Origin of the sequence: Microbispora siamensis, assembly GCF_016863095.1 — a bacterium.
GTDB classification, from domain to species: Bacteria; Actinomycetota; Actinomycetes; order Streptosporangiales; family Streptosporangiaceae; genus Microbispora; species Microbispora siamensis.
Genome location: NZ_BOOF01000036.1, coordinates 28,821 through 52,277, shown reverse-complemented (window position 1 = coordinate 52,277; position 23,457 = coordinate 28,821). Strand labels below are relative to the sequence as shown.

Below are 23,457 nucleotides of genomic sequence, written 5' to 3'. Positions count from 1 at the left end.
CGTCGAGAGGTGAGCAGAACCCCATGTACCCACGAGACCTCAAGGGATACGGCCGGCGCCCGCCGCACGCCGGCTGGCCGGGCGGCGCGAAGGTCGCCCTGCAGTTCGTCGTCAACTACGAGGAGGGCGGCGAGCGTTCTGTCCTGCACGGGGACCGGTGCTCGGAGGCGTTCCTGACCGAGGAGCCGACGCGGGAGTTCCCCAACATCCGCAACCTCAACGTCGAGTCGCAGTACGAGTACGGCAGCCGCGCCGGGTTCTGGCGGCTGCACCGGCTGTTCACCGAGCGTGGGCTGCCGGTCACGGTCTTCGGCATCGCCGAGGCCCTGCAGCGCAACCCCGAGGCGGTAGCCGCCATGCGGGAGGCGGAGTGGGAGATAGCCTGCCACGGCCTGCGCTGGATCGACTACGCGGAGATGCCGGCCGAGCTTGAGCGGGAGCACATCCGCCGGGCGATCGACCTGCACACCAGGGTCACCGGCGACAGGCCCGAGGGCTGGTACACCGGCAGGATGAGCCCGCACACCCGGCATCTGGTGGTGGAGGAGGGAGGGTTCCTGTACGACTCGGACTCCTTCGCCGACGACCTGCCCTATTGGGAGCACGTCGGCGACCGGGCGCACCTGGTCGTCCCGTACACCCTGGACAACAACGACGGCCGCTACCTGAACACCTACGGCTTCCAGTCGGAGAGCTTCTCCGCCTATCTGCGCCGGGCCCTCGACCTGCTCCGCGAAGAGGGGGGCGACCGGCCGAAGATGATGAGCGTCGGACTGCACACGCGCATCGCCGGCCGCCCCGGCCGCGCCGCCGACCTGGTGCGTTTCCTCGACTACGCCGCCGAGGCGGACGACGTGTGGGTGACCCGCCGCGTCGACATCGCCCGGCACTGGCACGCGACGCATCCCGCCGGCCCGGCGCGCGCGTCCTGAGGGGGACGGGTGATGCGTGTCCTGGTGACCGGAGCCTGCGGCTTCGTGATGAGCGTGTTCATCCGGTGCTTCCTGCGTGACCACGAGGAGGCGCGGGTGCTGGCCCTCGATGTGGGCGAACCGGACGAGGCTTGGTCGAGCCACCTGGCGGACGTGGCCGGCCGGGTGGACTTCGAGCGCTGCGACGTGCGCGACCGCGCCCGCGTCGCGACACTGTTCGCCCGCCACCGGCCCGAGACGGTGGTGCACGGCGCCACCGTGACCCTGGTGCCCGAGTGGGAGCTGGAGGACCCCGGGCGGTTCCTGGACGTCAACGTCATGGGCACCGCCACCGTCCTGGACGCAGCCCGCCGCGCCGGTTCGGTCGGCCGGGTCGTCCACGTCAGCAGCGCGGCCGTGTACGGCGCGGGCGACCCCGGGCGGACGGAGCCGCAGGACGAGGACACACCCCTGGAGCCCGACGAGATGTATGGCGTCAGCAAGGTGGCCGCCGAGATGGTGGCCAGGAGGTTCGCCGCCCTCTACGGCATCAGCGTGCCGATCGTGCGCTGCACCAAGGTGTTCGGCCCGATGGAGCGGCCCACCTCCTCGCGGACCTTGATGTCCCTGCCGTACCACCTGGCGCGGTCCCTCGTCGCCGGGACGCCGCTGGCGGTGACACCCAGGACGCTCCTGGCGGCCGGTGACTGGATCAGCGCGGTCGACGTCGCCGCCGCGCTCGACCTGCTGTGCAGCGGGCCGGACGTGGGCAGCGTGGCGTTCAACCTGGCCGGCGGGGTCAGCGTCCCGGTGCCGCGGCTGGCCGAGCTGTTCGGCGTCGAACTGGCCGCCGACCGGGAGCGGGCGGTCGCCGACGCCGACCCCGCACTGCGTTCGGGCAAAGACGGGACCTACAGCGTACGGAGGGCGGCGCGGCAGCTGGGATGGCGACCGCGTGACCTGCAGCGGCAGGTGGACGAGTACCGGGAGTGGGCCCTCGCGAACTGGAGTCCCGAGAACCGTGCTCCGGAGTGCCCCGGCACGCCCGATTAGGCGCACTTTCACATTCACGCGCCATATGTGGCCTAGATCGTCAAAAACACGTAGTCAAGATCCCTAAATCGTTAAATTTATCGTTTGGAAACCCGAGATGATGCTCAACCGAAATCCGCGCGGCGTGTCCTGGTCGTGTCGCCCGCCGCACACCACCGGGAGAGACCGATGGCGCCAGACCACGCCCGCCCCGGCCCGCCGCAGCTTCGCGGAGCCGGACGCATGAGCACGCGACGCACGACCGGAACCGCCATTGCAGAGGCGCTCGCCGCCAACGGGGCCGCCCTCGCCTTCGGCATCCCCGGCACGCACAACCTGGAGTTGTACCGTGGCATGGCGGCGAGCGGGATCCGCCACGTCGTGACCCGGCACGAGCAGGGCGCGGGGTACGCCGCGGACGGGTACGCCCGTGTCACCGGCCGCCCGGGGCTCGTCGTCACCACCAGCGGGCCCGGCCTGATGAACGCCATGGCCGCGATGGGCACGGCCTACGCCGACTCCGTCCCGCTCCTGGTGCTGTCGCCCGGTGTGCCGACCGGCAGGGAACGCGCCGACTACGGGTGGCTGCACGAGATGAAGGACCAACGGGCCGCCGCTGACGCCGCGGTGGCGCGCAGCGTCCGGCCCGGCACCCCGGCGCAGGCCGTCGACGCCGTCCACGAGACCTTCGCGCGCTGGGCGGCCGAGCGCCCGCGTCCTGTGCACATCGAGGTGCCGCTGGACGTGCTGGAGGCGCCCTGGGACGGCGACGTGCCGGGTCCGTGGCGCGCGCCGCACCCGCCGGCGCCGTCCCCGGCCGCGGTGGCGGAGGCCCTCGGCCTGCTCACGCGGGCCGGATCCCCCGTGATCGTCGCCGGGGGAGGCTCGCTCGGCGGCGCCGCGCCCCTGCGGGTGGTCGCCGAGGCGCTCGGCGCGCCCGTGGTCACCACCACCGCGGGCAAGGGGGTGCTCGACGAGGACCATCCGCTGGCCGTCGGCCCCTTCCTCGGCTTCGCCGCCGCCCGGAAGCTGATGGAGGACGCCGACGTCCTGCTCGTGGTCGGCAGCGAACTCGGCGACGCCGAACTGCCGGACCGCCTGGCGCCGCGCGGCGCCGTCATCCGGGTCGATCTCGATCCGGCCCAGCTGCACAAGAACCTCCGCGCCACGCTGCCGGTGCACGCCGACGCCCGGGAGGCGCTGGCCGCGCTGGCGGCCGGGCTCGCCGCGTCCGCTGTCCCGGCCGGCCTCGCCGGAACGGAACGCGCCGGGGAACGGCGGGCGGCCGAAGCCCGGGCCGGGTGCCTGGAGCAGGCCGTGGAGCGCGGCGACCGGTGGCGCGAGGCGCAGGACGCGCTGCGGGCCGAGCTGCCCGGCGACGTCGTCGTGGTGGGTGACAGCTCTCAGGTCTCCTACCTGGGCACCGCGCCGTTCTGGCCGCTGTCCGAGCCGCGCCGCTATCTGGTGCCGGTCGGCTACTCCACCCTCGGGTACGGCCTGCCGGCGGCGATCGGGGCGCGGCTCGCGGAGCCGGCGCGGCCGGTGGTGGCCCTACTCGGAGACGGCGCGTTCATGTTCAGCGCCCAGGAACTGGTCACCGGCGCCGAGCTGGGGCTGCCGCTGCCGGTGGTGATCCTCGACAACCACGGCTTCGGCGAGATCCGGCAGAACATGCTCGACCGCGACATCGCACCGTACGCGGTGGATCTGGCCCGCCCCGACTTCGCGGCGCTCGCGCAGGCCATGGGCTGCCACGGCGTCCGCGTGACGAACGCCGCCGAGGCGGCCAAGCAGGCCGCCGCCGCGCTGACGGCCGCACGGCCGACCGTGATCGTCTGGGAGGTGGGACCGTGAGGGCTGTACAGAACATGATCGACGGACGGTGGCGGGACGCCGCCGACGGGCGCACGTCCGACGTGGTGGACCCGAGCACCGAGAAAGTGATCGCGACCGCCCCGCTGTCCGCAGCCGTGGACGTCGACGCCGCCTGCCGGGCGGCCGGGCGGGCCTTCGCCGGATGGCGGCGGACCACACCGCGCGTCCGGCAGGAGCTGCTGCTGCGGCTGGCCGACGCGGTCGCGGCCCGAGCCGGGGAACTGGCGCGGGCCGAGTCGGCGAACACCGGCAAGCCGATGGCCGCGTCGGGGGCCGAGGTGGCCGAGTGCGTGGACGTGCTGCGGTTCTTCGCCGGCGCCGCCCGCCTCCTGGAGGGCAGGTCGGCGGGGGAGTACCTCGACGACCACACCTCGATGATCCGGCGCGAGCCGGTGGGGGTGTGCGCCCAGGTGACGCCGTGGAACTACCCGCTGATGATGGCGGTCTGGAAGATCGCCCCGGCGCTGGCGGCGGGCAACACGGTGGTGCTGAAACCCGGCGACACCACGCCCCTCACCACGGTGCTGCTCGCCGAGATCGCGTCCGGAGTTCTGCCGTCCGGCGTCGTCAACGTGGTGTGCGGCGACCGAGACACCGGGCGCGCCCTGGTCTCCCACGGGATCCCGCAGATGGTGTCCATCACCGGGTCGGTCAGGGCCGGGACTGAGGTGGCCGTCGCGGCGTCGGCGTCGCTCAAGCGCCTCCACCTGGAGCTCGGCGGCAAGGCGCCGGTGCTGGTCTTCCCCGACGCCGAGCTGGACGTCGCCGTCCGCACGGTCGCCGAGGCCGGGTACGCGAACGCGGGCCAGGACTGCACCGCGGCCACCCGGGTGCTGGTGCACGAGAGCGTGCACGACGAGTTCGTGGCGGAGCTGACCGCCGCCGCTGCGGCCGTCCGTGTCGGGCCGCCGGACGACCCGGAGGCGGCGATCGGCCCGCTCAACAACGCGAGCCAGCTCAGGCGGGTGTCCGGATTCGTGGAACGGCTCCCGGCGCACGCCACCGTGACGACCGGCGGGGCACGCGCGGGCGGCACCGGCTACTTCTTCGCCCCCACCGTCGTCGCCGGCGTGCGGCAGGCCGACGAGGTGGTGCGCGAGGAGATCTTCGGGCCGGTGGTGACCGTGCAGCCCTTCGCCGCCGAGGAGGAGGCCGTGGCGCTCGCCAACGACACGGCGTACGGCCTGGCCTCCAGTGTGTGGACGCGGGACAACGCCCGCGCGCTGCGCGTCGCCGCCCGCCTCGACTTCGGGGCCGTGTGGCTCAACACCCACATGACGCTGGTCTCCGAGATGCCGCACGGGGGCTTCAAGCACTCGGGCTACGGCAAGGACATGTCGGCCTACGGGTTCGACGACTACACGCGCATCAAGCACGTCATGAGCTTCACCGGGGAGCGGTGAGCGGCTGCCGCCGCGCACCGGACACGTCCGCCCGGACCGGGCCGGGCCGCGGGAGGGGGCCGGCGATCCGGCGCCCGGCCGGTCGGACGACCAACCCAGAAAAGGAAAGGTAAGTGAGAACGTGAAGGTTTCACGCACTTTGTGGGCCGTCACCTCGCTGGCGCTGGCCCTCACCCTCACCGCCGCCTGCGGCGGAGGGAGCGGGAGCGGCGACGCCGGGGCGTCCGGCGACACCGGTTCCGTCACCTACGCCGGCTTCGGCGGCACGGGCCAGGAGGCCATCGCCAAGGCGTGGCTCGACCCGTTCGGCAAGGAGAGCGGCGTCGGCGTTGTCCAGGACAACCCCGTGACGTACGCCAAGATCCAGCAGATGGTCGACGCCAAGAACGTGACCTGGGACATCGCCCAGGGCGGCGCCGACTTCGGGTTGGAGGGCAACCCGCGCCTGGAGGACATCGACTGCTCGGTCGTCTCCTGCGGTGACTACGCGAACGGGCCGTTCAAGGTCTACAAGCAGGGCGTGCCGCTGTTCGTCTTCTCGATCGTGCTCGCCTACAACACCGATAAGTTCGGGGCCAACCCGCCCAGGAACTACGCCGACTTCTTCAACACCGCGAAGTATCCCGGCAAGCGGGCCATCGACGGCACCGCGGGCTTCCAGGGCATCCTGGAGGCGGCGCTGATGGCGAACGGCGTGCCCCGCGACAAGCTCTACCCGCTCGACGTCGACCGCGCGCTGAAGCTGCTGGAGCCGATCAGGGACGACCTGATCGTCTTCAAGGACGCCGCGGAGTGCATCAACCTGGTCTCCTCCGGCGAGGCCGTGATGGGCAACTGCTACAACGGGCGCGTCAAGCTGGCCAAGGACGAGGGCCAGCCGATCGACAACACCTGGGGCCAGCAGATCTACCTGTGCGACTACCTCTTCGTGCCGAAGGGCGCCCCCGACAAGGCGAACGCGATGAAGCTCATCGCCTACATCGCCTCGGCGGCCAACAACGGGAAGATCACCCAGTACATCCCGTACGGCCCGGCCAACCCCAAGGCCACGGCTTCCGGCACGTACGCCGCCGATGCCCCGACCGCCCACGTGCTGGAGGGCGAGGACGCTCCGATCGTCATGGACTCCGCCTGGTGGAACGCCAACATGGAGAAGGCGATCGAGAAGACCACCGCTTGGCTGGCGGGCTGACCACCGTGACGGCGGCCTGACCGTGCCCGAGAGCGAAACGTGCTCGCACGCGGAACGCGGAGCGAAACGAGGAGCACAGTGAGCGCACTTTCCCAGATTCAATCCCGCACGTCGTCCCCCGGCCCGCAGGCGAGTCCCGCGGCCGGCTCGGACGGCCGGGCCGGCCGCGGCGGCGGGCCAGGCGGGGGCCCGGCCCGCGCCTGGCGCCTCCCCCGGCCCGACTTCTGGAGCGGCGCCGGCCTGCCCGGCCTGGTCTTCGTGGTCGCCGCGTTCGTCGTACCGATGGCCGTGGTGGTGGTCAAGAGCCTGACCGACCCCTCGCCGCAGAACTACGCCGCGATCTTCACCAGCTCCGTCTACCAGCGCTCCGTGGTGGACACCCTGGAGATGGCGCTGGTGGTCACCGCGCTGTGCCTGCTGATCGGATACCCGTACGCCTATGCGATGGCCAGGTCCGGGACGGCGCTGCGCACCTTCCTGATGGTCGCGCTGATGCTGGCCTTCTGGACCAGCCTGCTGGTGCGCACCTACGCCTGGCAGATCGTGCTGAACGACACCGGCATCGTGAACACCGCGCTGCGCGACTGGCTCGGCCTCATATCCGCGCCGATCCACATGATCAGGACACCCTTCGCGGTCTACGTCGGCATGGTCCATGTCCTCCTGCCGTACGCCGTGCTCGCGTTGTTCGCCCAGCTCCGCTCGATCGACCCCGACGTCGAGCGGGCCGCGCGGGTGATGGGGGCGCGGCCGTGGCGGGTGTTCGCGCGGATCACCCTGCCGCTGTCGCTGCCCGGCGCGGTGGCCGGAGGCGTCCTGGTGTTCGTCCTCGCCCTGGGCTTCTACATCACGCCGCAGCTTCTCGGCGGCGCCCGCCAGGTGTACGTGGGGCAGGCGATCATGCAGCAGATCGAGCAGTTCCTCAAGCCGGGCGTCGGCGCGGCGATGGCGGTCCTGCTGTTCGTGGCGGTGCTGGCCGTTCTCGCGGTCGCCGCCCGGTTCGTCGGCCTGGGCAGGATCCTCGGCGTCGGCATGGGGAGGCGGCGATGAGGGCCGGGCTCGGCGTCCGGCTGTTCGCCTGCCTGGTCGCGCTGCTGTTCGTCGCGCCCACCCTGGTCGTCGCGGCGACCTCGGTGACCTCGGGCTCGATGGTGACCTTCCCGCCGAAGGGCTTCTCCCTGCGCTGGTTCGAGGAGGTCCTGACCGATCCCGAGTGGCTCACCGCGCTCGGCAACAGCGTGCAGGTGGGGCTGCTGGCCGCGGTGCTGGCGATGACGGCGGGCACCTCGCTCGCCTTCGCCGCGGCGCGCAGCCGCTTCCTGCCGCCCGCCCTCGTCACCGGCCTGGCCGTGCTGCCGATGACCGTGCCGCTCGTCGTCGCCGGCATCGGCTTCTACCTGGTCTACATCCGGGTCGGCCTGTCGGGGAACGCGCTCAGCCTGGGCATCGCCCACGCGGTGCTCGGCCTGCCGTTCGTGTTCGTCAACGTCCTGGCCGCGCTCACCGGCGTGGACCGCCGCGTAGAGGAGGCCGCTCGCGTGTCCGGCGCGACCGAGGCGGTCACGCTCCTGCGGATCACGCTGCCCCTGGTGGCCCCGGCCGCGCTGGTCGGCGGCGTGCTGGCGTTCGTCTCCTCCTGGGACGAGGTGGTCGTCGCCCTGTTCCTGAACACGCCGCGGTTCCGCACCCTGCCCGTCGTGATGTGGAGCCAGGTGCGCTCCGGCGTCGAGCCGTCCATCTCGGCGGTGGCGACGCTGATCACTCTCGTCTCGCTGCTGATGGCCGCCCTGGTCCTGGTGGGGCCGGCCGTGGTGAAGAAGGTTAGGAGAAGGACGTGACCGAGACGGCAACCCAGGCAGGGCCGACCGGCCGGGAGGGCTCGCCGGGAGCGAGGGTCGAACTGGCCGGCATCGTCAAGAGGTACGGCGACGTGCGGGCCGTCGACGACGTGTCGCTGACCGTGGAGCCCGGTCAGTTCCTCACGCTGCTGGGTGCCTCCGGATCGGGCAAGACCACGCTCCTGCGGATCGTCGCCGGCTTCGTGGACGCCGACGAGGGCCGGGTCGTGGTGGACGGCCGCGACATCTCCCAGGTCCCCGTGCACCGCCGCGAGATCGGCATGGTGTTCCAGAACTACGCCTTGTTCCCGCACCTGTCGGTCGCCGCCAACGTCGCCTTCCCGTTGGAGATGCGGCGGGTGCGCCGCCGCGACCGGGCGGACCTGGTCGAGCGGGCACTCGAGGCGGTGCAGCTCGGCGGGTACGGCGGGCGCTCCCCGAAGGAACTGTCCGGCGGGCAGCAGCAGCGGGTGGCGCTGGCCCGGGCCATCGTGGCCCGGCCGCCGCTGCTGCTGATGGACGAGCCGCTCGGCGCCCTCGACCGCCGCCTGCGCGAGGCCATGCAGATCGAGATTCGCAGGCTCAGTCGCGAACTCGGGCTCACCGTCATCAACGTCACCCACGATCAGGAGGAGGCTCTGACGATGAGCGACCGCATCGCGCTGCTCGCGGGCGGGCGGCTGGTCCAGCACGGTACGCCCGAGGAGCTGTACGGGCTGCCCAACAGCGAGGTCGCCGCCCGCTTCCTGGGCGAGTCCAACCTGTTCCGCGGCCGGGTCGAACGAGACGGGACGGAGTCCGTGCTGGCCCTGCCGTACGGGCGGGTCCTCGTCCCCGGCGACACGCCGGGGGAGCGGGAGGCGGTCGTCGTGGTCCGGCCGTCGGCCATCCGCATCCGGCCGGCCGGGGCCGAGCAGTCCGCGGCGGCCGTCTCCCGCATGCCCGGAGTGGTGAGCGCCGACATCTACGCAGGCGACTCGCGCAAGGTCCTGGTCGAGGGCGCCGACGGCGCCGAACTGGTGGTCAGGTGCGAGTCGGGGGCCCCGCTGCCGTGCTCAGTGGGCGACGAGGTCGTCCTGGAGTGGGATCCCGGCTCCTGCCACATCATCTCCGGCGCGGCCTGACCACGCTTCTCAGCACGACGAGGGCGTCGCCCTGCGGCGCCCACGTCTCCGGCATGCCCGTAAACCTCCCCTGACCTCACGAACCCCCGAGAACAAACCCCCCGATAAGAAGAAACGAGGAGCGACATGGGACTGACCGAGCGCCAGCGCGCCGGAGTCGCCGCGGTGGAGGAACTCGGCAAGGAGCTCTCGGAGTTCCACCGCCTCATCTGGTCGTACGCCGAGCCCGCCTGGCGTGAGTACCGGTCGGCGCAGGCGTACGTCGACCTGCTGAAGGCGGAGGGCTTCGAGGTGGAGGAGGGGTCGGGCGGCATGCCGACCGCCTTCCACGCCCGGTGGGGCGACGACGGCCCCGCCATCGGGATGTACGCCGAGTACGACGCCTCGCCCGGCTACTCCCAGGACACCGTGACCTACCGGCAGCCGCGCCCCGGCCTCCACCCATGGGCGCCCGGCTTCACCGACGCGCACTCGGCCCTGGGCGTCGGCGCCCTCGCCGGGGCGATCGCGACCAAGCGGGCGATCGAGCGCACCGGAGGCCGGGGGGTCGTCCACCTGTTCGGCGAGCCGGCCGAGAAGGTGTGCGGATCCAAGGCCGTACACGCCGCCAAGGGCTACTACGACGGGCTCGACGCGGTGATCAGCTACCACCCGCTGTTCGAGAACACCGCGGTGTGGGACATCCACAACTGCCTGTACTGGTCGGCGGTCTTCACCTTCCAATGCTTCGAGGCGCAGCGCGACGACGCCCCGCCGTGGATCAGCGGAGACCCGCTGGAGGGGTCGGGGATGGGCGCGCACAACAGCGTCCGCTCTCCAGGGGCTCTCGACGCGCTGGGCCTGATGCTCACGGCGACCAAGTACGCCAAGGAGAACATGTTCCCCCGGACCGGCCTGTGGTCGCTCAACGAGGCGATCCTGGGCGCGGCCAACGCGACGGCCGACAACCTGCCGCCGCGGATCACCCAGATCCAGTTCAGCTGGCGCTCGCCGCTGATCGGCGTCCAGGAGCAGATCCTGGAGGTGCTCACACGCAACGCCAGGCACGTCGCCGGGCTGGCCAACTGCGAGGTCTCGATGCGCTGGGTGACCCGCACCCGGCCGGGCCTGAAGAACCACGTCATGGCGCAGGCGACGTACGAGAACCTGCTGGAGCTGGGACCGCGCAGGTTCGCGCCCGAGGCGTACGAGTTCGCCCGTGAACTGGAGCGCACCCTCGGGCACGAGCCCTCCGACGACCCCTTCCGGCCGATGCTGTACCAGGTCACCGACCCGCGCGACCATGACGCGGCCACCCGCGCCACCCTCCCGCCGTGGCAGGACTGCACCGGGGCCGACGACTGCACCGAGTACACCTGGCACGCGCCCACCGTGCGCTTCTACACCGCCAAGCCGCTGCTGCGGGTGGTGGGGGAGGACCTCAACCACTGGGCCAACAACGCCATGAACGGCCTGGCACCGGCGATCGACCCGGTGTGGGGTTACGCCGGCGAGGTCATCGCCGCGACCGCGCTGCGGCTCATCGACGACCCCGGGCTGCTGGCCGCAGCCACGGAGGAGTTCGAGCGCAACCGCGAGGCCGCGCCCGCGGCGTTGCGCGACCCGCTGCTGCCGCGCGACTTCGCGCCGCCCGTCGAGCTGCCCTGGCCCGAGTACGTGACCACCGCCCGCGGTTTCGAGTGGCAACTGCCGACCACGACGGACTTCGGCGAGAAGCTCTAGCCGTCCATGGGCACGCTCTCCCGCCCCCGTCGCGGCCGGTACGGGGGTGAGACGGCGGGGGCGAGCGGGACCGCGCTCGCGGTGGCGATGGTCGTCGCGCTGTTCCTCACCGAGTCGCTGGTGCAGATCCTGCTGCCGGTCGGTCTCCAGGCGAGCGGCGCCGGGTCCGGGCTGCTGATCGGCGTGCTGCTCGCGCTCGCACAGGGCGCCGGAGTGGTCATGGCTCCGCCTGCGGCGCTGCGCGGCGACCGCCGCGGGCGCGGCCGGGTGCTGTTCGCCGGCGGCCTGGCCCTCGCCGGGTGCGCGGCCGGGCTCGCCGCCGCCACGTCGGTGTCCTCGGCGTGGACCTGGGCCGTGCCCCTGCTCGGGTACGCCCTCGCCAGGGGGTCCGTCGTGACCACCACGCTGGCGGTGGTCGCGCGGTCCGGCGACCGGTATCGGACCCAGGGTCTCAACGGCGCGGCGCAGCGCCTGTCCGCCGCGCTGGCGGCGGCGCTGTCGGTCGCCCTGCTGGCGCGGCTCGGCACCGGGGACGCCGCAGGGCCGGGGCTCTGGCTGGTCGTCCTGCCGGCCCTGACCTTCGCGCTGCTCGCGCGGCGGGTGCGGGGCCGGGCCGACCGGGACGACCCCGCCGTCCTGACCGGCACGGCCGGCGCCGTCGGCGGCTACGCGTGCTCGCTGCGCATGCTGCGCCGCGAGCCCGCTCTGCAGGCGTCGTCGCTGATCAACCTCAACCTGAACACCGTGGTCCTGCTCGGCAACTCCTTCTATCCGATCGCGCTCGACGTACCCGCCGAGCGCCTGCCGGGCCTGGTGCTGACGCTGCTGCTGTGCCGCGACCTGACCTCGGTCGCCGCGGGACCCTTTTTCGGCCGGGTGGTCGCCCGCGTGGGGCTGCGCGGCGCGGTGGCGGTGTCCGGTGCGTGCGCCGTGGCCGGGCTGGCCGCGGTGGGGCTGGCAGGGAACGCGTTCGCCGGGGTCGCGGCGGGCGCGGTGCTGCACGGGCTGGCCGGGGCCACCGGCATCGGGGCGACCAACCTGCTGGCGACCGCGGAGGACACCGCCGGCGGCACCGGCCTGCGGCTGGCCGCGACGAACTACCTCAACGGCGCCGGCATGCTGGTCCTGCCGGTGGTGTTCGGAGTGCTGCTCGACGTGTCCGGGCCCGCCGGCGTGTTCCTGGCCGGCGCCTGCGTCTCCGCCGCGATGCTCGCCGGCGTCCTGGCGCTCACTCCGGCCGCACCCGCGGCGCGGGCACGGTGAGCGGGACTGCCATCGAGCCCTGCCGGGTGGGCGGGTCAGCCGGTGGCCGTCTCGAACCGCCACGGGCGGGGCAGCACCAGGACGCGCGCGTAGGTCAGCACGGTCAGGTCGCGCACGCCGTCCGTGGCCAGGATGCGGCGCATCAGCGCGGCGAGGTCCCTCGCGGAGCCGCAGGCCGCCTCGGCCACGACGTGGAAGCGGCCCGCCGTCAGCGTGACGATGGGCAGTTCGGGCAGCGCGACCAGGGCGTCCAGGGCGGCGTCGGGGGAGCCGCCCAGGGTGATCCCGACGGAGGCCATGGTGACGGGATCGGTGGACACCCGGTCCACCATCGCCGTCGCCTGGATCGTGCCGTCGCGGAACAGCGCCTGGGCCCGCTTCCGCACCGCCCAGTAGGGGACGCCGAGTTCGGCCTCCAGCTCGCGGTAACTGGCCCTCGGGTTGTCGACGAGCAGGCGCAGCAGCGCCACGTCGAGGTCGTCGAGGTCCGGCCGCCGCGGCGCCGGCGGGCCGGACCGTCGCGGCCTGCCCTGGCTCTCCCACTTGGCCACGTCGAGTTGGCGCCAGACCTCGTAGTCCCGCACCCCCTCGATCGTGCCGGCGATGCGCTGCACGACGTCGGCGAGATCGGCGTCGTCGCGGGCGCCGACCTCGCACATCACGTCATACACGCCGACCGTCTGCGCGGCGAAGGTGACCTGGGGGTGGGCGTTGAGCGCGGCGCGCAGCCGCTCGACGGGGCCGCGATAGCGCAGGCCGACGGTGCCGAGCACGTCGTAGCCGAGGATGGCCGGGTCCACCAGGCCGATCACCCGCAGGACGCCGTCGCCGGCCAGCCGTGCCATGCGGGCCCGGACCGCGTCGGCGGACAGGCCGACCTGCTCTCCGATGCGCGCCAGCGGAGCCCGGCCGTCCTCCCGGAGCAGGTCGATGATCGCCTGGTCCTGCCCGTCAAGTTCGTATCGCTGCGTCAAGGATCCGCTTCCCGTTCCCGCCACCCGCCCGCGACAAGCCTCCCGCCCCGGACAGTCTGGCACAGCCCCTTTACAGGCATGAACGCGTGCGCACGGGAGCGAAGCGGCAAATTTCCACGATCAACTTCGCAAGAAACGATGAAAATGCGAACAGACAATCCTCCGTCGGCGCCGGATGTCCACCCGGGCCCCGTCGGGCTGCTGACACACCGTCCCTGGCGGCACTGGCTCCTCGGTTCCCTGTTGGCCCGGCTGCCCACCTCCATGGCGGGGCTGGTGCTGATGCTCGTGGGCGAGCGGGTCAACGGCTCGCTGGCGGAGGGCGCGCTGCTGGCCGGGGTGCTCAGCCTGTGCTCGGGGCCGCCCGGCCCGCTCTTCGGCCGACTACTCGACCGCCTGGAACTGCGCCGCGCCATGAGGGTGACCGTGGCCCTGTCCGGCCTGGTCACCATGGGCCTGGTCGTGGCCGCCGAGGTGGGGGCGCCGGTCTGGGTGTTGTATGTCCTGTCCGCCGGCCTCGGGCTGGCGACGGCGGGAATGTGGGGCGGCATGCGGGCACTGCTCGTGGTGACGGTTCCCGCCGTCCAGCTCCGCCGCGCCCACTTCGCCGAGTCCCTGCTCGTCGAGCTGTGCTCGGTGGTGGGCCCGATCCTGGTGAGCGTGCTCGTGGTGGCGGGCGGGGCGGTCGCCGCGCTCGCCGGGATGGCGGCCCTGTCGCTGCTGGGCGCCTGGCTCATGCGGGCCGTCCCGCCGCTGCCGCCGGCGCCCCGGCGCCCGGACGGCCTGCTCCCGCCGCGCGACACACAGCTCGTCTCGGCCCTGGTGCTGTGGGTCGGTCTGGCGTACGGGCTGCTGATGGCCAACGTCCCGCAGCGCATGGCGCAGTACGGCCTCGGCTCGGGCGCCTCCGGCTGGTTCACTGCGGCCCTGCCCGCCGGGGCCTGCCTGGGCGGGATCGTGGTGAGCGCCTGGCCGCCGGCCCGCCACCGCGCCCTTCCGGTCACCCTGGCCATGCTGCTCGCCTCCGCCGCGCTGGCCGTGCCGCCCGGGCTCGCCGGCGGCCCCCTCGGGTATGCCGCGGGGCTGTTCGCCGCCGGGCTGTTCATGGTGCCGCTCAACGGCCTGATGGCGACCGAGATCGAGGGACGCATGGGCCTGCGCCGCAGGGCCGAGGCGTTCTCCTACTTCGGGTCCGCCTCCGTCGCCGGCGGCTCCGGCGGCTACTTCCTCGCCGGTGCGCTGGACGGCAGACTGGACCCGGCCGCCGTCGGCCTGCTCTCGTCCGCCGCCTTCCTCCTGCTGGCGCTGGTCCTCGCCGCCGTGCTCCTGCACCGCGCCCGCGGCAGCCGCTGACTCTCGCGGGGTGCGAAACCGCTGAAGGCCCGAATCGCCCAGCCTGCCGTTCAGGCGCCGCCCGCGGACGCGCCGGTGGTGCGCCGCGGGCGGCGGTGCTCCACCACGCGGTCGCCCTCGCCGGGGAAGACCATGATCAGCAGGTGCTGGGGCGTCATCGCCTCCCAGTCCGGCTGCCGGTAGTGGACGCGGATCCGATAGTGGCCCTTGCCACGGAACGCCAGATTCGGCAGGCCCTCTCCGGCCATCGGGTCCATCAGCTCGATGTGCCCGGTGATGCTCCGGTAGCCGACCTCGACTACCTGATGCCACCCCTTCACCTCTACCGGCGGCCTCGTGCGGTAGGTCTCGGCGGTCACACAGATGTCGTAGTCGGAGTGGCTGAGGATGATCAGGTGCCCGGGGGCGGCGGCGACCAGGTCGTCGTCCTGGGCCCTGTCCAGCAGGCCGTCGTCGAAAGGGTCCTCCGGCAGGCTCTCGTCGTACTCGAAGGACTCCATGACGCCGTAGTCGGTCCACATCCGATCACGGACGACGCGTACGGGCTTGATCAAGGGGTGGTGCCGGGAGTGGTCGCACACCTTCTGGTTGGCGGCCTCCCGCGCCCGATACTCGGCCTCCTCGGCGTTGATCTCCGCCTGGGCCTTCGCCGCGGCCGGGGGACAGATGGGGGTGATCAACCTCTCGTCGGCGTGAGGGCCCGGGTAGACCTCGCACATCGCCCGCCCGTACGCCAGCAGGTCCCGGTCGGATATGGCCGCGAAACGCCCGCTCGAGCGCGCTCCGCAGATGAAGGCCCGTTCGCCGGTGGGCACTCTCGCCGCCTCGTCGTACCGGGGCGCGCACTCGCCGAGGGTGGTGATGCGACCGTGCGCGAGGTCGGCGGCCGGCAGCGCGGCCAGCAGCGCGAGCGCCGCCAGCGGTGGCCCGGCCCGCCGGGCGGCGCGGGCGGCCGCGGAGGAGGGCCAGTCCGCGGCGTCGTTCAGGCTCGTCCCGTCGCCGTGGTCCGGCAGGTCACTCTGACTGGGTCCGGCATCGTGGTCGGCCGCGGACCGCCGGGCCCGCACCAGCGGGACTGCGGCCGCGAGCGCGGCGACGGTGGCGAGCGTCGCGGGCGCGACGCCGCCCAGTTCGGCCAGCCGATCCGCGGGCTCCTCCAGGAGGCTCCCCACGCCGTCGGCCAGAGTGGTGAGGACGACCAGCAGGGCGCCAGTCCGGCCGAGCAGCCGGTGGGGCGTGACGACCTGCCGGTGGCTGAGCAGGGAGACGGCGGCGATCGCCGTCCCGGTGGCCGGGACGGCGGCCCCGAGGACGTACCAGATCCACCCCGGCCCGGTGCCGGACAGGGCGAGCAGCAGGGTGAACGGCCCGCTCGCGAGCAGCGCCCACCAGGCCAGGCGGAAGGCGCCGAGCCTCCGATGCAGCAGCACGGCCAGCAGCGCCCCGAGGACGGACGGGATGTACGCCGGCGCGCTCATCATCCACCGGGCGAACCCGCTGTCCGCCCCGCTCAGGGCGTGGAACGCCGTCTCCCACGCCCCGCCCGCCGCCGCGTCGGCGATCTCGGCGAACAGGGCCGACAGCACCAGGTAGAGGGCGATTGCCCGCACCACCGGATGCCGGATCGTGAAGCGGATTCCCTCCGCGGCCTCCCGGCACAGCCCCGCCCTGGGCGGCGGCTGCCTCTCGACGGCGGAGACGCCCCGAAACAGCGCCGCAGCCACGGCCAGCGCCAGGCCGACGGCGAACAGGAACGCGGAATCCTGCCAGATGGTCCCCGTCAGCATCATCGGCACGACGACGATCTGCGGCAGAAGGGTCAGCAGGGCATTCGCCGGAAGCAGGCGCGCACGCCGTACCACGGACGGCAGATACGCGTCCTGGGCGAGCCCCGTCACCATAGCCAGGACGCCGCTCGCCGGCATCACCGCGAGGAGAAGTGGCCAGGTGGGCGCTCCGAGAGCCCTGGCCGCCGCGACGGACGTGAGGGCCGCCGCTCCCAGCAGCGCCGACCTCACCAGGACGGACCGGCGTCGCGACCGGTCGATCAGCACTCCCAGCGGCAGCGCCAGCACGAGGATCGCGACCGGCTCCACCGCCCGGTCGACCATGACGAGGAGCTTCGTCAAGACACTTCCGTCAGCGGTCCACAGAACCGGTTCGGCCAGCGGGAAGGAGACGCAGACGACGGCGGCGGCGAGCGCGAAGAGCGCGAACCGCCGTCGTGCCGGGCTGGGGGAGGCCATCCGGTGATCTTCGCGGCGACCCTCTGATCAACGCAAACCGCCTCCGGCCTTCCGGCGTTCGATCGATGTCCCTCAAATTTGATGGACGTTACCAATTCTTAACAGGATGTATCTAGACAGGTCATCTCACACCGGTGGACTCTTCCTCATGTAACCGCATAGCTCCGCGAATGGCGAGGGTTATCAGTCATATTTGACGTACATGCCAGCTTGGCGATTAACGTTTTGCATGTCGCGAGTCCCCGGCGATCGCGCCCCCGGCCCGCCGAGCCCGTTCGAATGGATCCCTGACCAGTGAGCGACGTCCCCAATCCGATCTCCTCTCATCTGTCCCACCAGGAGCTGCTGCTGCTCGACATCGTCGCCGAGTCGGCCGACCCCGTCGGGGCGCGCATCGCGACGCGCCGCCTGGGCGACAGCGGCATCGCGCTCAGCGAGGCCAGCACGTCCCGGCTGCTGGCCCGGCTGGACGAACTGGGGCTGACCGTCTCCTCGGGACGCAAGGGCCGCACGGTCACGGACGCGGGCCGTCGCCTGGCGCAGTTCACCCGGCGCACCCGGCGCCAGGCGAAGGGACTGCACCAGGCGCTGGACATCCAGAACGCGCGTCAGCTGCTCGACCTGCTGTACGCGCGGCGCGGCGTGGAGCGCGAGGCCGCCCGATGGGCCGCGACGCGGGCCACCCCCGACGACATCGAACGGCTCGAAGAGCTGGTGAACGGCCACCGCGAGGCGCTCGACGTCGGCGGCGACGCCCGTCTGTGCGGTATGCGCTTCCACCGGGAGATCTTCCACATCTCCCGCAACCGCCTGCTCCAGGCGATCGGGGACGTCGTGCTCGACGAGTCGCTGGAGCCCCTGGAGCTGGTGCTGGACGTCATCACCGGCGGTCACGGGACCTTCGCCCAGTCCGCCCCCGAGCACACCGACGTCCTGGCGGCCATCCGCGCCGGCGACCCCGACGAGGCCGAGCGGACGATGCTCGCGCACGTCAACCGGCTTATCGAGGAGGCCGAGCGCGCTGCGACCGACCGCGGCGCCGAGGTCGTCAAACGCCTGATCGAGCTCACGCTCTGAGGCGCCACGGGCTCCCGCCCACCGATCGCACGAAGAAGAAGGTGATAGGAGATGGGATCGTCAACGTCCTCCGCTCCGGTCGTCCATCTCGATTCTCCGGCCGAGATCCCCCCGGAGGACCGGCTGCACGCGCGCTCCCATCCGATGCGATGGGTGACCGGCGCGCTCGTCCTGGTCGTCCTGGGCTTCCTCGTCCTGTCGTTCGCCCGGGGTCAGATCGACTGGGGCGTGGTCCGGGGGTTCCTCACCGCGCAGAAGATCCTGTCGGGCTTCGCGCAGACGATCCTGATCTCGGTGCTCGCCATGCTGATCGGCATCGCGCTCGGCACCTGCTTCGCGGTGATGCGCCTGTCGGCGAACCCCGTGGTGTCCACCATCGCCTGGCTGTACGTGTGGCTGTTCCGGGGCACGCCGGTTCTGCTGCAGCTGATGATGTGGTTCAACCTCAGCCTGATCTTCCCGACCCTGGGCGTCCCCGGCCTGTTCCAGGCCCAGACGATCAACGTCGTCACGCCGTTCGTCGCGGCACTGCTCGGCCTGGGGATCAACGAGGGCGCCTACCTGACCGAGGTGATCAGGGGCGGCATCCTCTCGGTGGACGCCGGTCAGACGGAGGCGGCGTCGGCCCTGGGCCTGTCCCGGAGGACGGCACTGGCCAAGGTGGTGCTCCCGCAGGCGATGCCGGCGATCATCCCGCCCATCGGGAACGAGGCGATCGGCATGCTGAAGACCTCCTCGCTGGCCGCCACCATCTCCTACACCGAAATCCTGACCAACGCCCAGCAGATCTACTACGTCAACGGCAAGGTCATGGAACTGCTGATCGTGGCCGCCTTCTGGTACCTGGTCGCCACGTCCGTCACCAGCGTCGGCCAGTACTACCTGGAACGCCGCTTCCACCGTTCGGCCGTACGGCGCCGCAGCGCGGCCGACCAGATCGTCACCGCGGCGCTGGCCAGGCTGAGGAGGGCTGCGCGATGAGCGCGATGGTGCGGATCGAGAACGTCCACAAGTCGTTCGGCGGCCTGCGGGTCCTGCGCGGCGTCAGCGCCTCCTGCGAGCGGTCCGAGGTGGTGTGCCTGATCGGGCGCAGCGGATCGGGCAAGAGCACCCTGCTCCGCTGCGTGAACCACCTGGAGAAGCCCGACGCCGGGCGGATCACGGTCGACGGCGAGCTGATCGGCTACGAGGACCGGGGCGGGCGGCTCGTCGAACGCCGCGAGCGTGACATCGAACGGCAGCGCCGCGACGTCGGCATGGTGTTCCAGCGGTTCAACCTGTTCCCCCACCTCACGGCGGCCGAGAACATCGCCCTCGCGCCCAGGAGGCTACGCGGTCTCGGCAAGGCGGAGGCCCGCGAGCTGGCGGTCGGCGCGCTGGAGCGGGTCGGCCTGGCCGACAAGCGAGACTCCTACGCCCGCCATCTGTCGGGCGGCCAGCAGCAGCGGGTGGCGATCGCCAGGGCCCTGGCGATGGAGCCGAAGGTGCTGCTGTTCGACGAGCCCACCTCGGCCCTGGACCCCGAGCTCGTGGGCGAGGTTCTCGGCGTCATGCGCGCCGTGGCCGAGCAGGGGATGACCATGCTGGTCGTCACCCACGAGCTGCGCTTCGCCCGCGAGGTCGCCAGCCAGGTGCTCTTCATGGAGGACGGCGTGATCGTCGAGGCGGGGCCGCCCGGCGAGGTGCTCGCCCGGCCCAGGCACGAGCGGACCCGCGCCTTCGTCTCCAGCGTCTTCCGATGACTTCGGCTCCTCACAACCCCCAGCCAGAGATGGAGTTCCCGACATGAGCAACAAGACGATCGCCGGCCTGCTCGCGGGGGCGGTGCTCGCCCTCACCGCGGGCTGCGGGAGCCCGGAGGCCACCGGAACGACCACGGCGGCCGCGCCCACCCAGAGCGTGCCCGCGGGCACGGCGAACCCCGAGATCCACGCGATGCTGCCCCAGGAGATCAGGGATCGCGGATACCTCACCAACACCGTGCAGTCGCCGAACGCCCCGATGGAGTACACCGAGGCCTCGGGCGGCCCGCTGATGGGCGTGGACATCGACCTCGTCCAGGCCCTGGGCGAGGTGCTGGGCGTGCAGGTCAAGACCTCCGTCGTCAACGACTTCACCCAGCTCATCCCCTCCGTGCAGACCAAGCGCACCGACATCGTGATGTCGGCGGTGAAGGACCTGAAGGAGCGCCAGGGGTCGGTGAGTTTCGTCGACTACTTCGTCACCGGCGACCAGTTCATCACGACGGCCGCGCAGGCGTCCTCCTTCAGGAGCGTCGCCGACCTGTGCGGCAAGACGGTGGTCGCGGCGAACGGCACCAGCTACTTCAGCGTCATCGAGAGGCTGTCGGCCGAGCACTGCGCCGGCAAGCAGCCCATCAAGCCTCTCGGCGCGGTGTCCGCCGCCGAGCAGCTCATCCAGGTCAAGCAGGGCAGGGCCGTCGCCAACCTGACCGGCCTGGAACCGCAGGCGTACCAGATGAAGGTGGAACCCGGCGTGTGGGCACCCACGGCGGGCGAGCCGTTCGACCGCGCGCCGTACGGCGTGGTCTTCGGCAAGGACGACGAACAGCTCGGCAAGGCCGTCCAGGCGGGGCTGAACGAGCTGATCAAGACCGGGACCTACCAGAAGATCCTGGCGAAGTGGAACCTGTCCGCCGCCGCGGTGGACGAGGCGACGATCAACGGCGGGAAGTAGGAGCGTTCCATGACCATCACCCACGACTTCACCGGGCAGACCGTAGTGATCACGGGTGCCGCCAGCGGCATCGGCGCCGCGAGCGCGACGGCCTTCGCCGCCGCGGGCGCCTCCGTCTGGGTGCTCGACGTCGACGCCGGCCGGGGCGAGGCGGTGGCGGCGGACATCGTGTCCGGGGGCGGGCGGGCCCGCTTCCTGCGCTGCGACGTGACCGGCGACGCGGACGTGGAGCACGCCCTCGGCGTGGTCCTGGCCGAGGACGGCGGGATCGACGTGGCCTACTGCAACGCGGGCATCGGCTGGATCAAGCCCGTCTCCACCACTGAGCCCGACGAGTGGCGCAGGGTGCTCGACATCGACCTGACCGGCGCGTTCCTGGTCGCCCGCAGGGCCTTCCTCGCCATGCGCCCCCGGCGGTCCGGGGTCATCCTGTTCACCGGGTCGCCGCACGGCTACCGGACGATGGCGGAGACCAGCGCGTACGCCGCGGCCAAGGCCGGCATCGGCGGTCTGATGCGGGCGCTCGCCCTGGAGGCCGCGCCCCACGGGATCCGGGTCAACTCGCTGCTTCCCGGGGCGATCGACACGCCCGCGCTGCGGGCCGAGGCCGAGCTGTCCGGCGACGCGGAGGACGCCGTCCGGCGCTGGGGCGCCGTACGGCCGCTCGGCCGGATCGGCAGGGCCGAGGAGGTGGCCGACCTCGCGTTGTTCCTCGCCTCGCCGGCGGCGTCCTTCATCACCGGGGCCGAACTGCTCGTCGACGGCGGCGCGATGGCCGCGCAGCCCGCCGGCCTGGCCACCGTCGCGCCCAAGTGACCCGTCCGGCAGTCGGCTCAGTAGCCCCTGACCGGGTCGATCCGGCCCAGCAGCGGCTCCCCACGCAGGTATCGGGCGACGTTCTCGCGCACCCGTTCGGCGAGGCTCTCGGTGAGGCGGGTCTGCGGGTTGGCGCTGTGCGAGGTGATCAGCACGTTCGGCTCGGCCCACAGGCCGTGCCCGTCCGGCAGCGGCTCGGGGTCGGTGACGTCGAGGGCGGCGCCGCCGATCTCGCCGGCGCGCAGCGCGGCGAGCAGGGCGTCGGTGTCGACGAGCTCGCCCCGGGCCACGTTGACCAGCCACGCGTGCGGGCCCAGCGCGCGCAGTTCCTCCCGCCCGACCATCCGGTACGTCTCCGGCGTGGCGGGCGCGGCCAGGATGGCGTGGTCGGCCCGTGGCCAGACGGCGGCCAGACGCTCGAACGGCACGGTCTCCGCCGCACCCTCGACGGGCTCGCCGGAGCGGTTGACCGCGAGAACGCCCGCGCCGAGCGCGCGCAGCACGGGGATGACCGCCCGGCCGATCCCGCCCGCGCCGACGACGGCCACCGTGCTCCCGCGCAGCGTGCCGATCTGCTCCCGCCGCCACGTACGGCGCCGGGCGGCGGCGGGCAGCCGGTGCACCCCGGCCAGCAGCAGGGCGAGGGCGTGCTCGGCGACCTGCGGGGCGTAGGCGCCCGCCGCCGAGCACCACACGCGCGTCGCGTCGACGAGCCCCTCTCGCGTCCAGCGCTCGACTCCGGCGGAGGGGAGCTGCACCCAGCGCACGCTCGGCGTCAGGTACTCCCGCACGCCCTCGGGCCGCGAGTCGGTCCAGACCAGCGCCTCCGCCCTGCGGGGATCGGCGACGACCTCGCCGCCGGCGGCGAGAACCGAGTCGACGATCAACGGCGGGTCCGCCGGAGCTACGCAGACGGTGAGCACGCGCCTGTCCTTTCCTGCTCGCGCCGGGCGCCTCCGCGGGCCGCGGCTTTCCTCCCCAACAGTACGGTCCGCCCCCCTCCGCCGATCACCGGCCCATCTCAACCCCACTCGCAAAAGGGAGACAACGATGCCCCTTCCGCATGACAAGCACTTCGCCCTCGCCGTCACCGTCGACTTCGACGCGCAGGCGGCGTGGCTGGCCAAGGGCAAGAACGACCCCGCCATCCTGGCCCGGGGCGAGTTCGGGGCCGAGGTGGGCGTGCCGCGGCTGCTCGACATTTTCGACCGCTACCAGATCCCGACCACCTGGGGCATCCCCGGGCACTCGATCATGACCTGGCCCGAGCGCTGCAAGGCCGTCCTCGCCGGCGGGCACGAGATCTGCGCCCACGGCGTCTACCACGAGAACCTCACCGACATGCCCGAGCCCGTCGAGCGCAAGCTCATGGAGCACCAGATCCAGCAGCACCTCGACGTGCTCGGCACGCGGCCCAGGGGCTACCGGGCGCCCTCGGGGACGATGACTCACAACACGTTCACCATCCTCGAGGACTTCGGGTTCGACTGGCACAGCAGCCTGTCGGGCCGCGACTTCGAGCCGTACCACCCGAGGGAGATCAAGGAGATCAACCTGCACGGGGCAACCGTCTTCGGCCGGCCGTATCGCGTGCTGGAGTTCCCGACCTCCTGGTTCCTGGAGGACTGGGTGGCCTTCGAGTACGTCGGCGGATACTCGATGGGCCTGTCCGACACCGACGTGGTCCTGCGGCGGTGGACCGACTCGCTCGACTACGGGCTGAAGTACGTGCGGCCGGGCGTGATGACCCTCGTGCTGCACCCGCAGTCGATCGGGCGGCCGCACCACATGATGATGCTCGACCGCTTCCTGGAGTACGCGACCTCGTTGCCGGGGCTGTGGATCGCCACGCTTAGCGACATCTTCGACGCCTGGACCGCTCCGGCAGCTCCGGAGGCCCCGGCCGCTCCGGCCGCTTCGGCCGAGTGAGGGGA

At 72.3% G+C, this 23,457-nt stretch carries 20 protein-coding genes; 17 read left to right on the top strand and 3 right to left on the bottom strand.

What is annotated here, in order from left to right; translation table 11 throughout:
• The first annotated feature begins 23 nt into the window (after positions 1–23).
• From puuE to Msi02_RS28935, 10 genes are all read left to right on the top strand, one after another.
• Positions 24–932: an allantoinase PuuE gene (puuE, locus tag Msi02_RS28980; RefSeq protein WP_204051179.1), complete on the top strand. Its 909-nt coding sequence runs from the start codon at positions 24–26 to the stop codon at positions 930–932.
• Between the two features lie 12 nt (positions 933–944).
• Positions 945–1,964 carry an NAD-dependent epimerase/dehydratase family protein gene (locus Msi02_RS28975; protein ID WP_204051178.1) on the top strand — a complete coding sequence of 340 codons (1,020 nt, stop codon included), beginning with the start codon at positions 945–947 and terminating at the stop codon, positions 1,962–1,964.
• Positions 1,965–2,186: 222 nt separating this feature from the next.
• Positions 2,187–3,797 carry a thiamine pyrophosphate-binding protein gene (locus Msi02_RS28970; protein ID WP_204051177.1) on the top strand — a complete coding sequence of 537 codons (1,611 nt, stop codon included), beginning with the start codon at positions 2,187–2,189 and terminating at the stop codon, positions 3,795–3,797.
• Between the two features lie 14 nt (positions 3,798–3,811).
• Positions 3,812–5,221 (top strand): aminobutyraldehyde dehydrogenase, encoded by a 1,410-nt coding sequence (locus tag Msi02_RS28965; RefSeq protein WP_079319566.1) that lies wholly within the window; start codon positions 3,812–3,814, stop codon positions 5,219–5,221.
• 121 nt (positions 5,222–5,342) lie between these two features.
• Positions 5,343–6,413, top strand: a complete 1,071-nt coding sequence (locus Msi02_RS28960; RefSeq protein WP_204051176.1) for an extracellular solute-binding protein — start codon at positions 5,343–5,345, stop codon at positions 6,411–6,413.
• A 78-nt stretch (positions 6,414–6,491) separates the two neighbouring features.
• Positions 6,492–7,463 (top strand): ABC transporter permease, encoded by a 972-nt coding sequence (locus Msi02_RS28955; RefSeq protein ID WP_204051175.1) that lies wholly within the window; start codon positions 6,492–6,494, stop codon positions 7,461–7,463.
• Positions 7,460–8,251, top strand: coding sequence for an ABC transporter permease (locus Msi02_RS28950; protein WP_079321052.1), 792 nt, complete (start codon positions 7,460–7,462; stop codon positions 8,249–8,251). Before Msi02_RS28955 ends, Msi02_RS28950 begins: the two co-directional genes overlap by 4 nt.
• Positions 8,248–9,375: an ABC transporter ATP-binding protein gene (locus Msi02_RS28945; RefSeq protein WP_079321051.1), complete on the top strand. Its 1,128-nt coding sequence runs from the start codon at positions 8,248–8,250 to the stop codon at positions 9,373–9,375. Before Msi02_RS28950 ends, Msi02_RS28945 begins: the two co-directional genes overlap by 4 nt.
• A gap of 126 nt (positions 9,376–9,501) precedes the next feature.
• Complete coding sequence (locus Msi02_RS28940) at positions 9,502–11,097, top strand: zinc-binding metallopeptidase family protein (RefSeq protein ID WP_204051174.1); 1,596 nt, start codon at positions 9,502–9,504, stop codon at positions 11,095–11,097.
• A gap of 6 nt (positions 11,098–11,103) precedes the next feature.
• A complete protein-coding gene (locus Msi02_RS28935) occupies positions 11,104–12,360 on the top strand; it encodes a hypothetical protein (protein WP_204051173.1) in 1,257 nt (418 codons plus the stop codon).
• A 35-nt stretch (positions 12,361–12,395) separates the two neighbouring features.
• On the opposite strand, the gene Msi02_RS28930 is transcribed toward Msi02_RS28935, so the two are convergent.
• Positions 12,396–13,334, bottom strand: a complete 939-nt coding sequence (locus Msi02_RS28930) for an Lrp/AsnC family transcriptional regulator (RefSeq protein ID WP_204051172.1) — start codon at positions 13,332–13,334, stop codon at positions 12,396–12,398.
• A gap of 144 nt (positions 13,335–13,478) precedes the next feature.
• Here Msi02_RS28930 and Msi02_RS28925 point away from each other — a divergent pair, with 144 nt between their 5' ends.
• Positions 13,479–14,687, top strand: coding sequence for an MFS transporter (locus tag Msi02_RS28925; RefSeq protein WP_204051171.1), 1,209 nt, complete (start codon positions 13,479–13,481; stop codon positions 14,685–14,687).
• A gap of 50 nt (positions 14,688–14,737) precedes the next feature.
• Here the strand turns inward: Msi02_RS28925 and Msi02_RS28920 are convergent, their stop codons facing one another.
• Positions 14,738–16,933: an MFS transporter gene (locus Msi02_RS28920; RefSeq protein WP_204051170.1), complete on the bottom strand. Its 2,196-nt coding sequence runs from the start codon at positions 16,931–16,933 to the stop codon at positions 14,738–14,740.
• A 294-nt stretch (positions 16,934–17,227) separates the two neighbouring features.
• On the opposite strand from Msi02_RS28920, the gene Msi02_RS28915 reads away from it, so the two are divergent.
• Genes Msi02_RS28915 through Msi02_RS28895 form a run of 5 tightly spaced genes read left to right on the top strand, consistent with a single transcriptional unit; the run spans position 17,228 to position 21,523 of the window.
• Positions 17,228–18,010 (top strand): FCD domain-containing protein, encoded by a 783-nt coding sequence (locus Msi02_RS28915; protein ID WP_079317335.1) that lies wholly within the window; start codon positions 17,228–17,230, stop codon positions 18,008–18,010.
• A 51-nt stretch (positions 18,011–18,061) separates the two neighbouring features.
• On the top strand, positions 18,062–18,991 hold the full coding sequence (locus Msi02_RS28910; RefSeq protein WP_204051169.1) for an amino acid ABC transporter permease: 930 nt from the start codon (positions 18,062–18,064) through the stop codon (positions 18,989–18,991).
• Positions 18,988–19,752 (top strand): amino acid ABC transporter ATP-binding protein, encoded by a 765-nt coding sequence (locus Msi02_RS28905; RefSeq protein ID WP_079317331.1) that lies wholly within the window; start codon positions 18,988–18,990, stop codon positions 19,750–19,752. Before Msi02_RS28910 ends, Msi02_RS28905 begins: the two co-directional genes overlap by 4 nt.
• A gap of 43 nt (positions 19,753–19,795) precedes the next feature.
• Complete coding sequence (locus Msi02_RS28900) at positions 19,796–20,707, top strand: transporter substrate-binding domain-containing protein (protein ID WP_204051168.1); 912 nt, start codon at positions 19,796–19,798, stop codon at positions 20,705–20,707.
• 9 nt (positions 20,708–20,716) lie between these two features.
• Positions 20,717–21,523 carry an SDR family NAD(P)-dependent oxidoreductase gene (locus Msi02_RS28895; protein ID WP_079317327.1) on the top strand — a complete coding sequence of 269 codons (807 nt, stop codon included), beginning with the start codon at positions 20,717–20,719 and terminating at the stop codon, positions 21,521–21,523.
• Between the two features lie 17 nt (positions 21,524–21,540).
• Here Msi02_RS28895 and Msi02_RS28890 read toward each other — a convergent pair whose 3' ends face one another.
• Positions 21,541–22,446, bottom strand: coding sequence for a D-isomer specific 2-hydroxyacid dehydrogenase family protein (locus Msi02_RS28890; protein ID WP_204051167.1), 906 nt, complete (start codon positions 22,444–22,446; stop codon positions 21,541–21,543).
• A gap of 127 nt (positions 22,447–22,573) precedes the next feature.
• On the opposite strand from Msi02_RS28890, the gene Msi02_RS28885 reads away from it, so the two are divergent.
• Complete coding sequence (locus Msi02_RS28885) at positions 22,574–23,452, top strand: polysaccharide deacetylase family protein (protein WP_079317325.1); 879 nt, start codon at positions 22,574–22,576, stop codon at positions 23,450–23,452.
• Positions 23,453–23,457 lie beyond the last annotated feature (5 nt).

Coding starts and splice junctions, on each gene's coding strand:
- Msi02_RS28950 (WP_079321052.1), top strand. CDS start 7,460: ATGAGGGCCGGGCTCGGCGTCCGGCTGTTCGCCTGCCTGGTCGCGCTG.
- Msi02_RS28885 (WP_079317325.1), top strand. CDS start 22,574: ATGCCCCTTCCGCATGACAAGCACTTCGCCCTCGCCGTCACCGTCGAC.
- Msi02_RS28965 (WP_079319566.1), top strand. CDS start 3,812: ATGATCGACGGACGGTGGCGGGACGCCGCCGACGGGCGCACGTCCGAC.
- Msi02_RS28910 (WP_204051169.1), top strand. CDS start 18,062: ATGGGATCGTCAACGTCCTCCGCTCCGGTCGTCCATCTCGATTCTCCG.
- Msi02_RS28900 (WP_204051168.1), top strand. CDS start 19,796: ATGAGCAACAAGACGATCGCCGGCCTGCTCGCGGGGGCGGTGCTCGCC.
- Msi02_RS28895 (WP_079317327.1), top strand. CDS start 20,717: ATGACCATCACCCACGACTTCACCGGGCAGACCGTAGTGATCACGGGT.
- Msi02_RS28905 (WP_079317331.1), top strand. CDS start 18,988: ATGAGCGCGATGGTGCGGATCGAGAACGTCCACAAGTCGTTCGGCGGC.
- Msi02_RS28935 (WP_204051173.1), top strand. CDS start 11,104: ATGGGCACGCTCTCCCGCCCCCGTCGCGGCCGGTACGGGGGTGAGACG.
- puuE (WP_204051179.1), top strand. CDS start 24: ATGTACCCACGAGACCTCAAGGGATACGGCCGGCGCCCGCCGCACGCC.
- Msi02_RS28940 (WP_204051174.1), top strand. CDS start 9,502: ATGGGACTGACCGAGCGCCAGCGCGCCGGAGTCGCCGCGGTGGAGGAA.
- Msi02_RS28920 (WP_204051170.1), bottom strand. CDS start 16,933: ATGGCCTCCCCCAGCCCGGCACGACGGCGGTTCGCGCTCTTCGCGCTC.
- Msi02_RS28925 (WP_204051171.1), top strand. CDS start 13,479: ATGCGAACAGACAATCCTCCGTCGGCGCCGGATGTCCACCCGGGCCCC.
- Msi02_RS28970 (WP_204051177.1), top strand. CDS start 2,187: ATGAGCACGCGACGCACGACCGGAACCGCCATTGCAGAGGCGCTCGCC.
- Msi02_RS28975 (WP_204051178.1), top strand. CDS start 945: ATGCGTGTCCTGGTGACCGGAGCCTGCGGCTTCGTGATGAGCGTGTTC.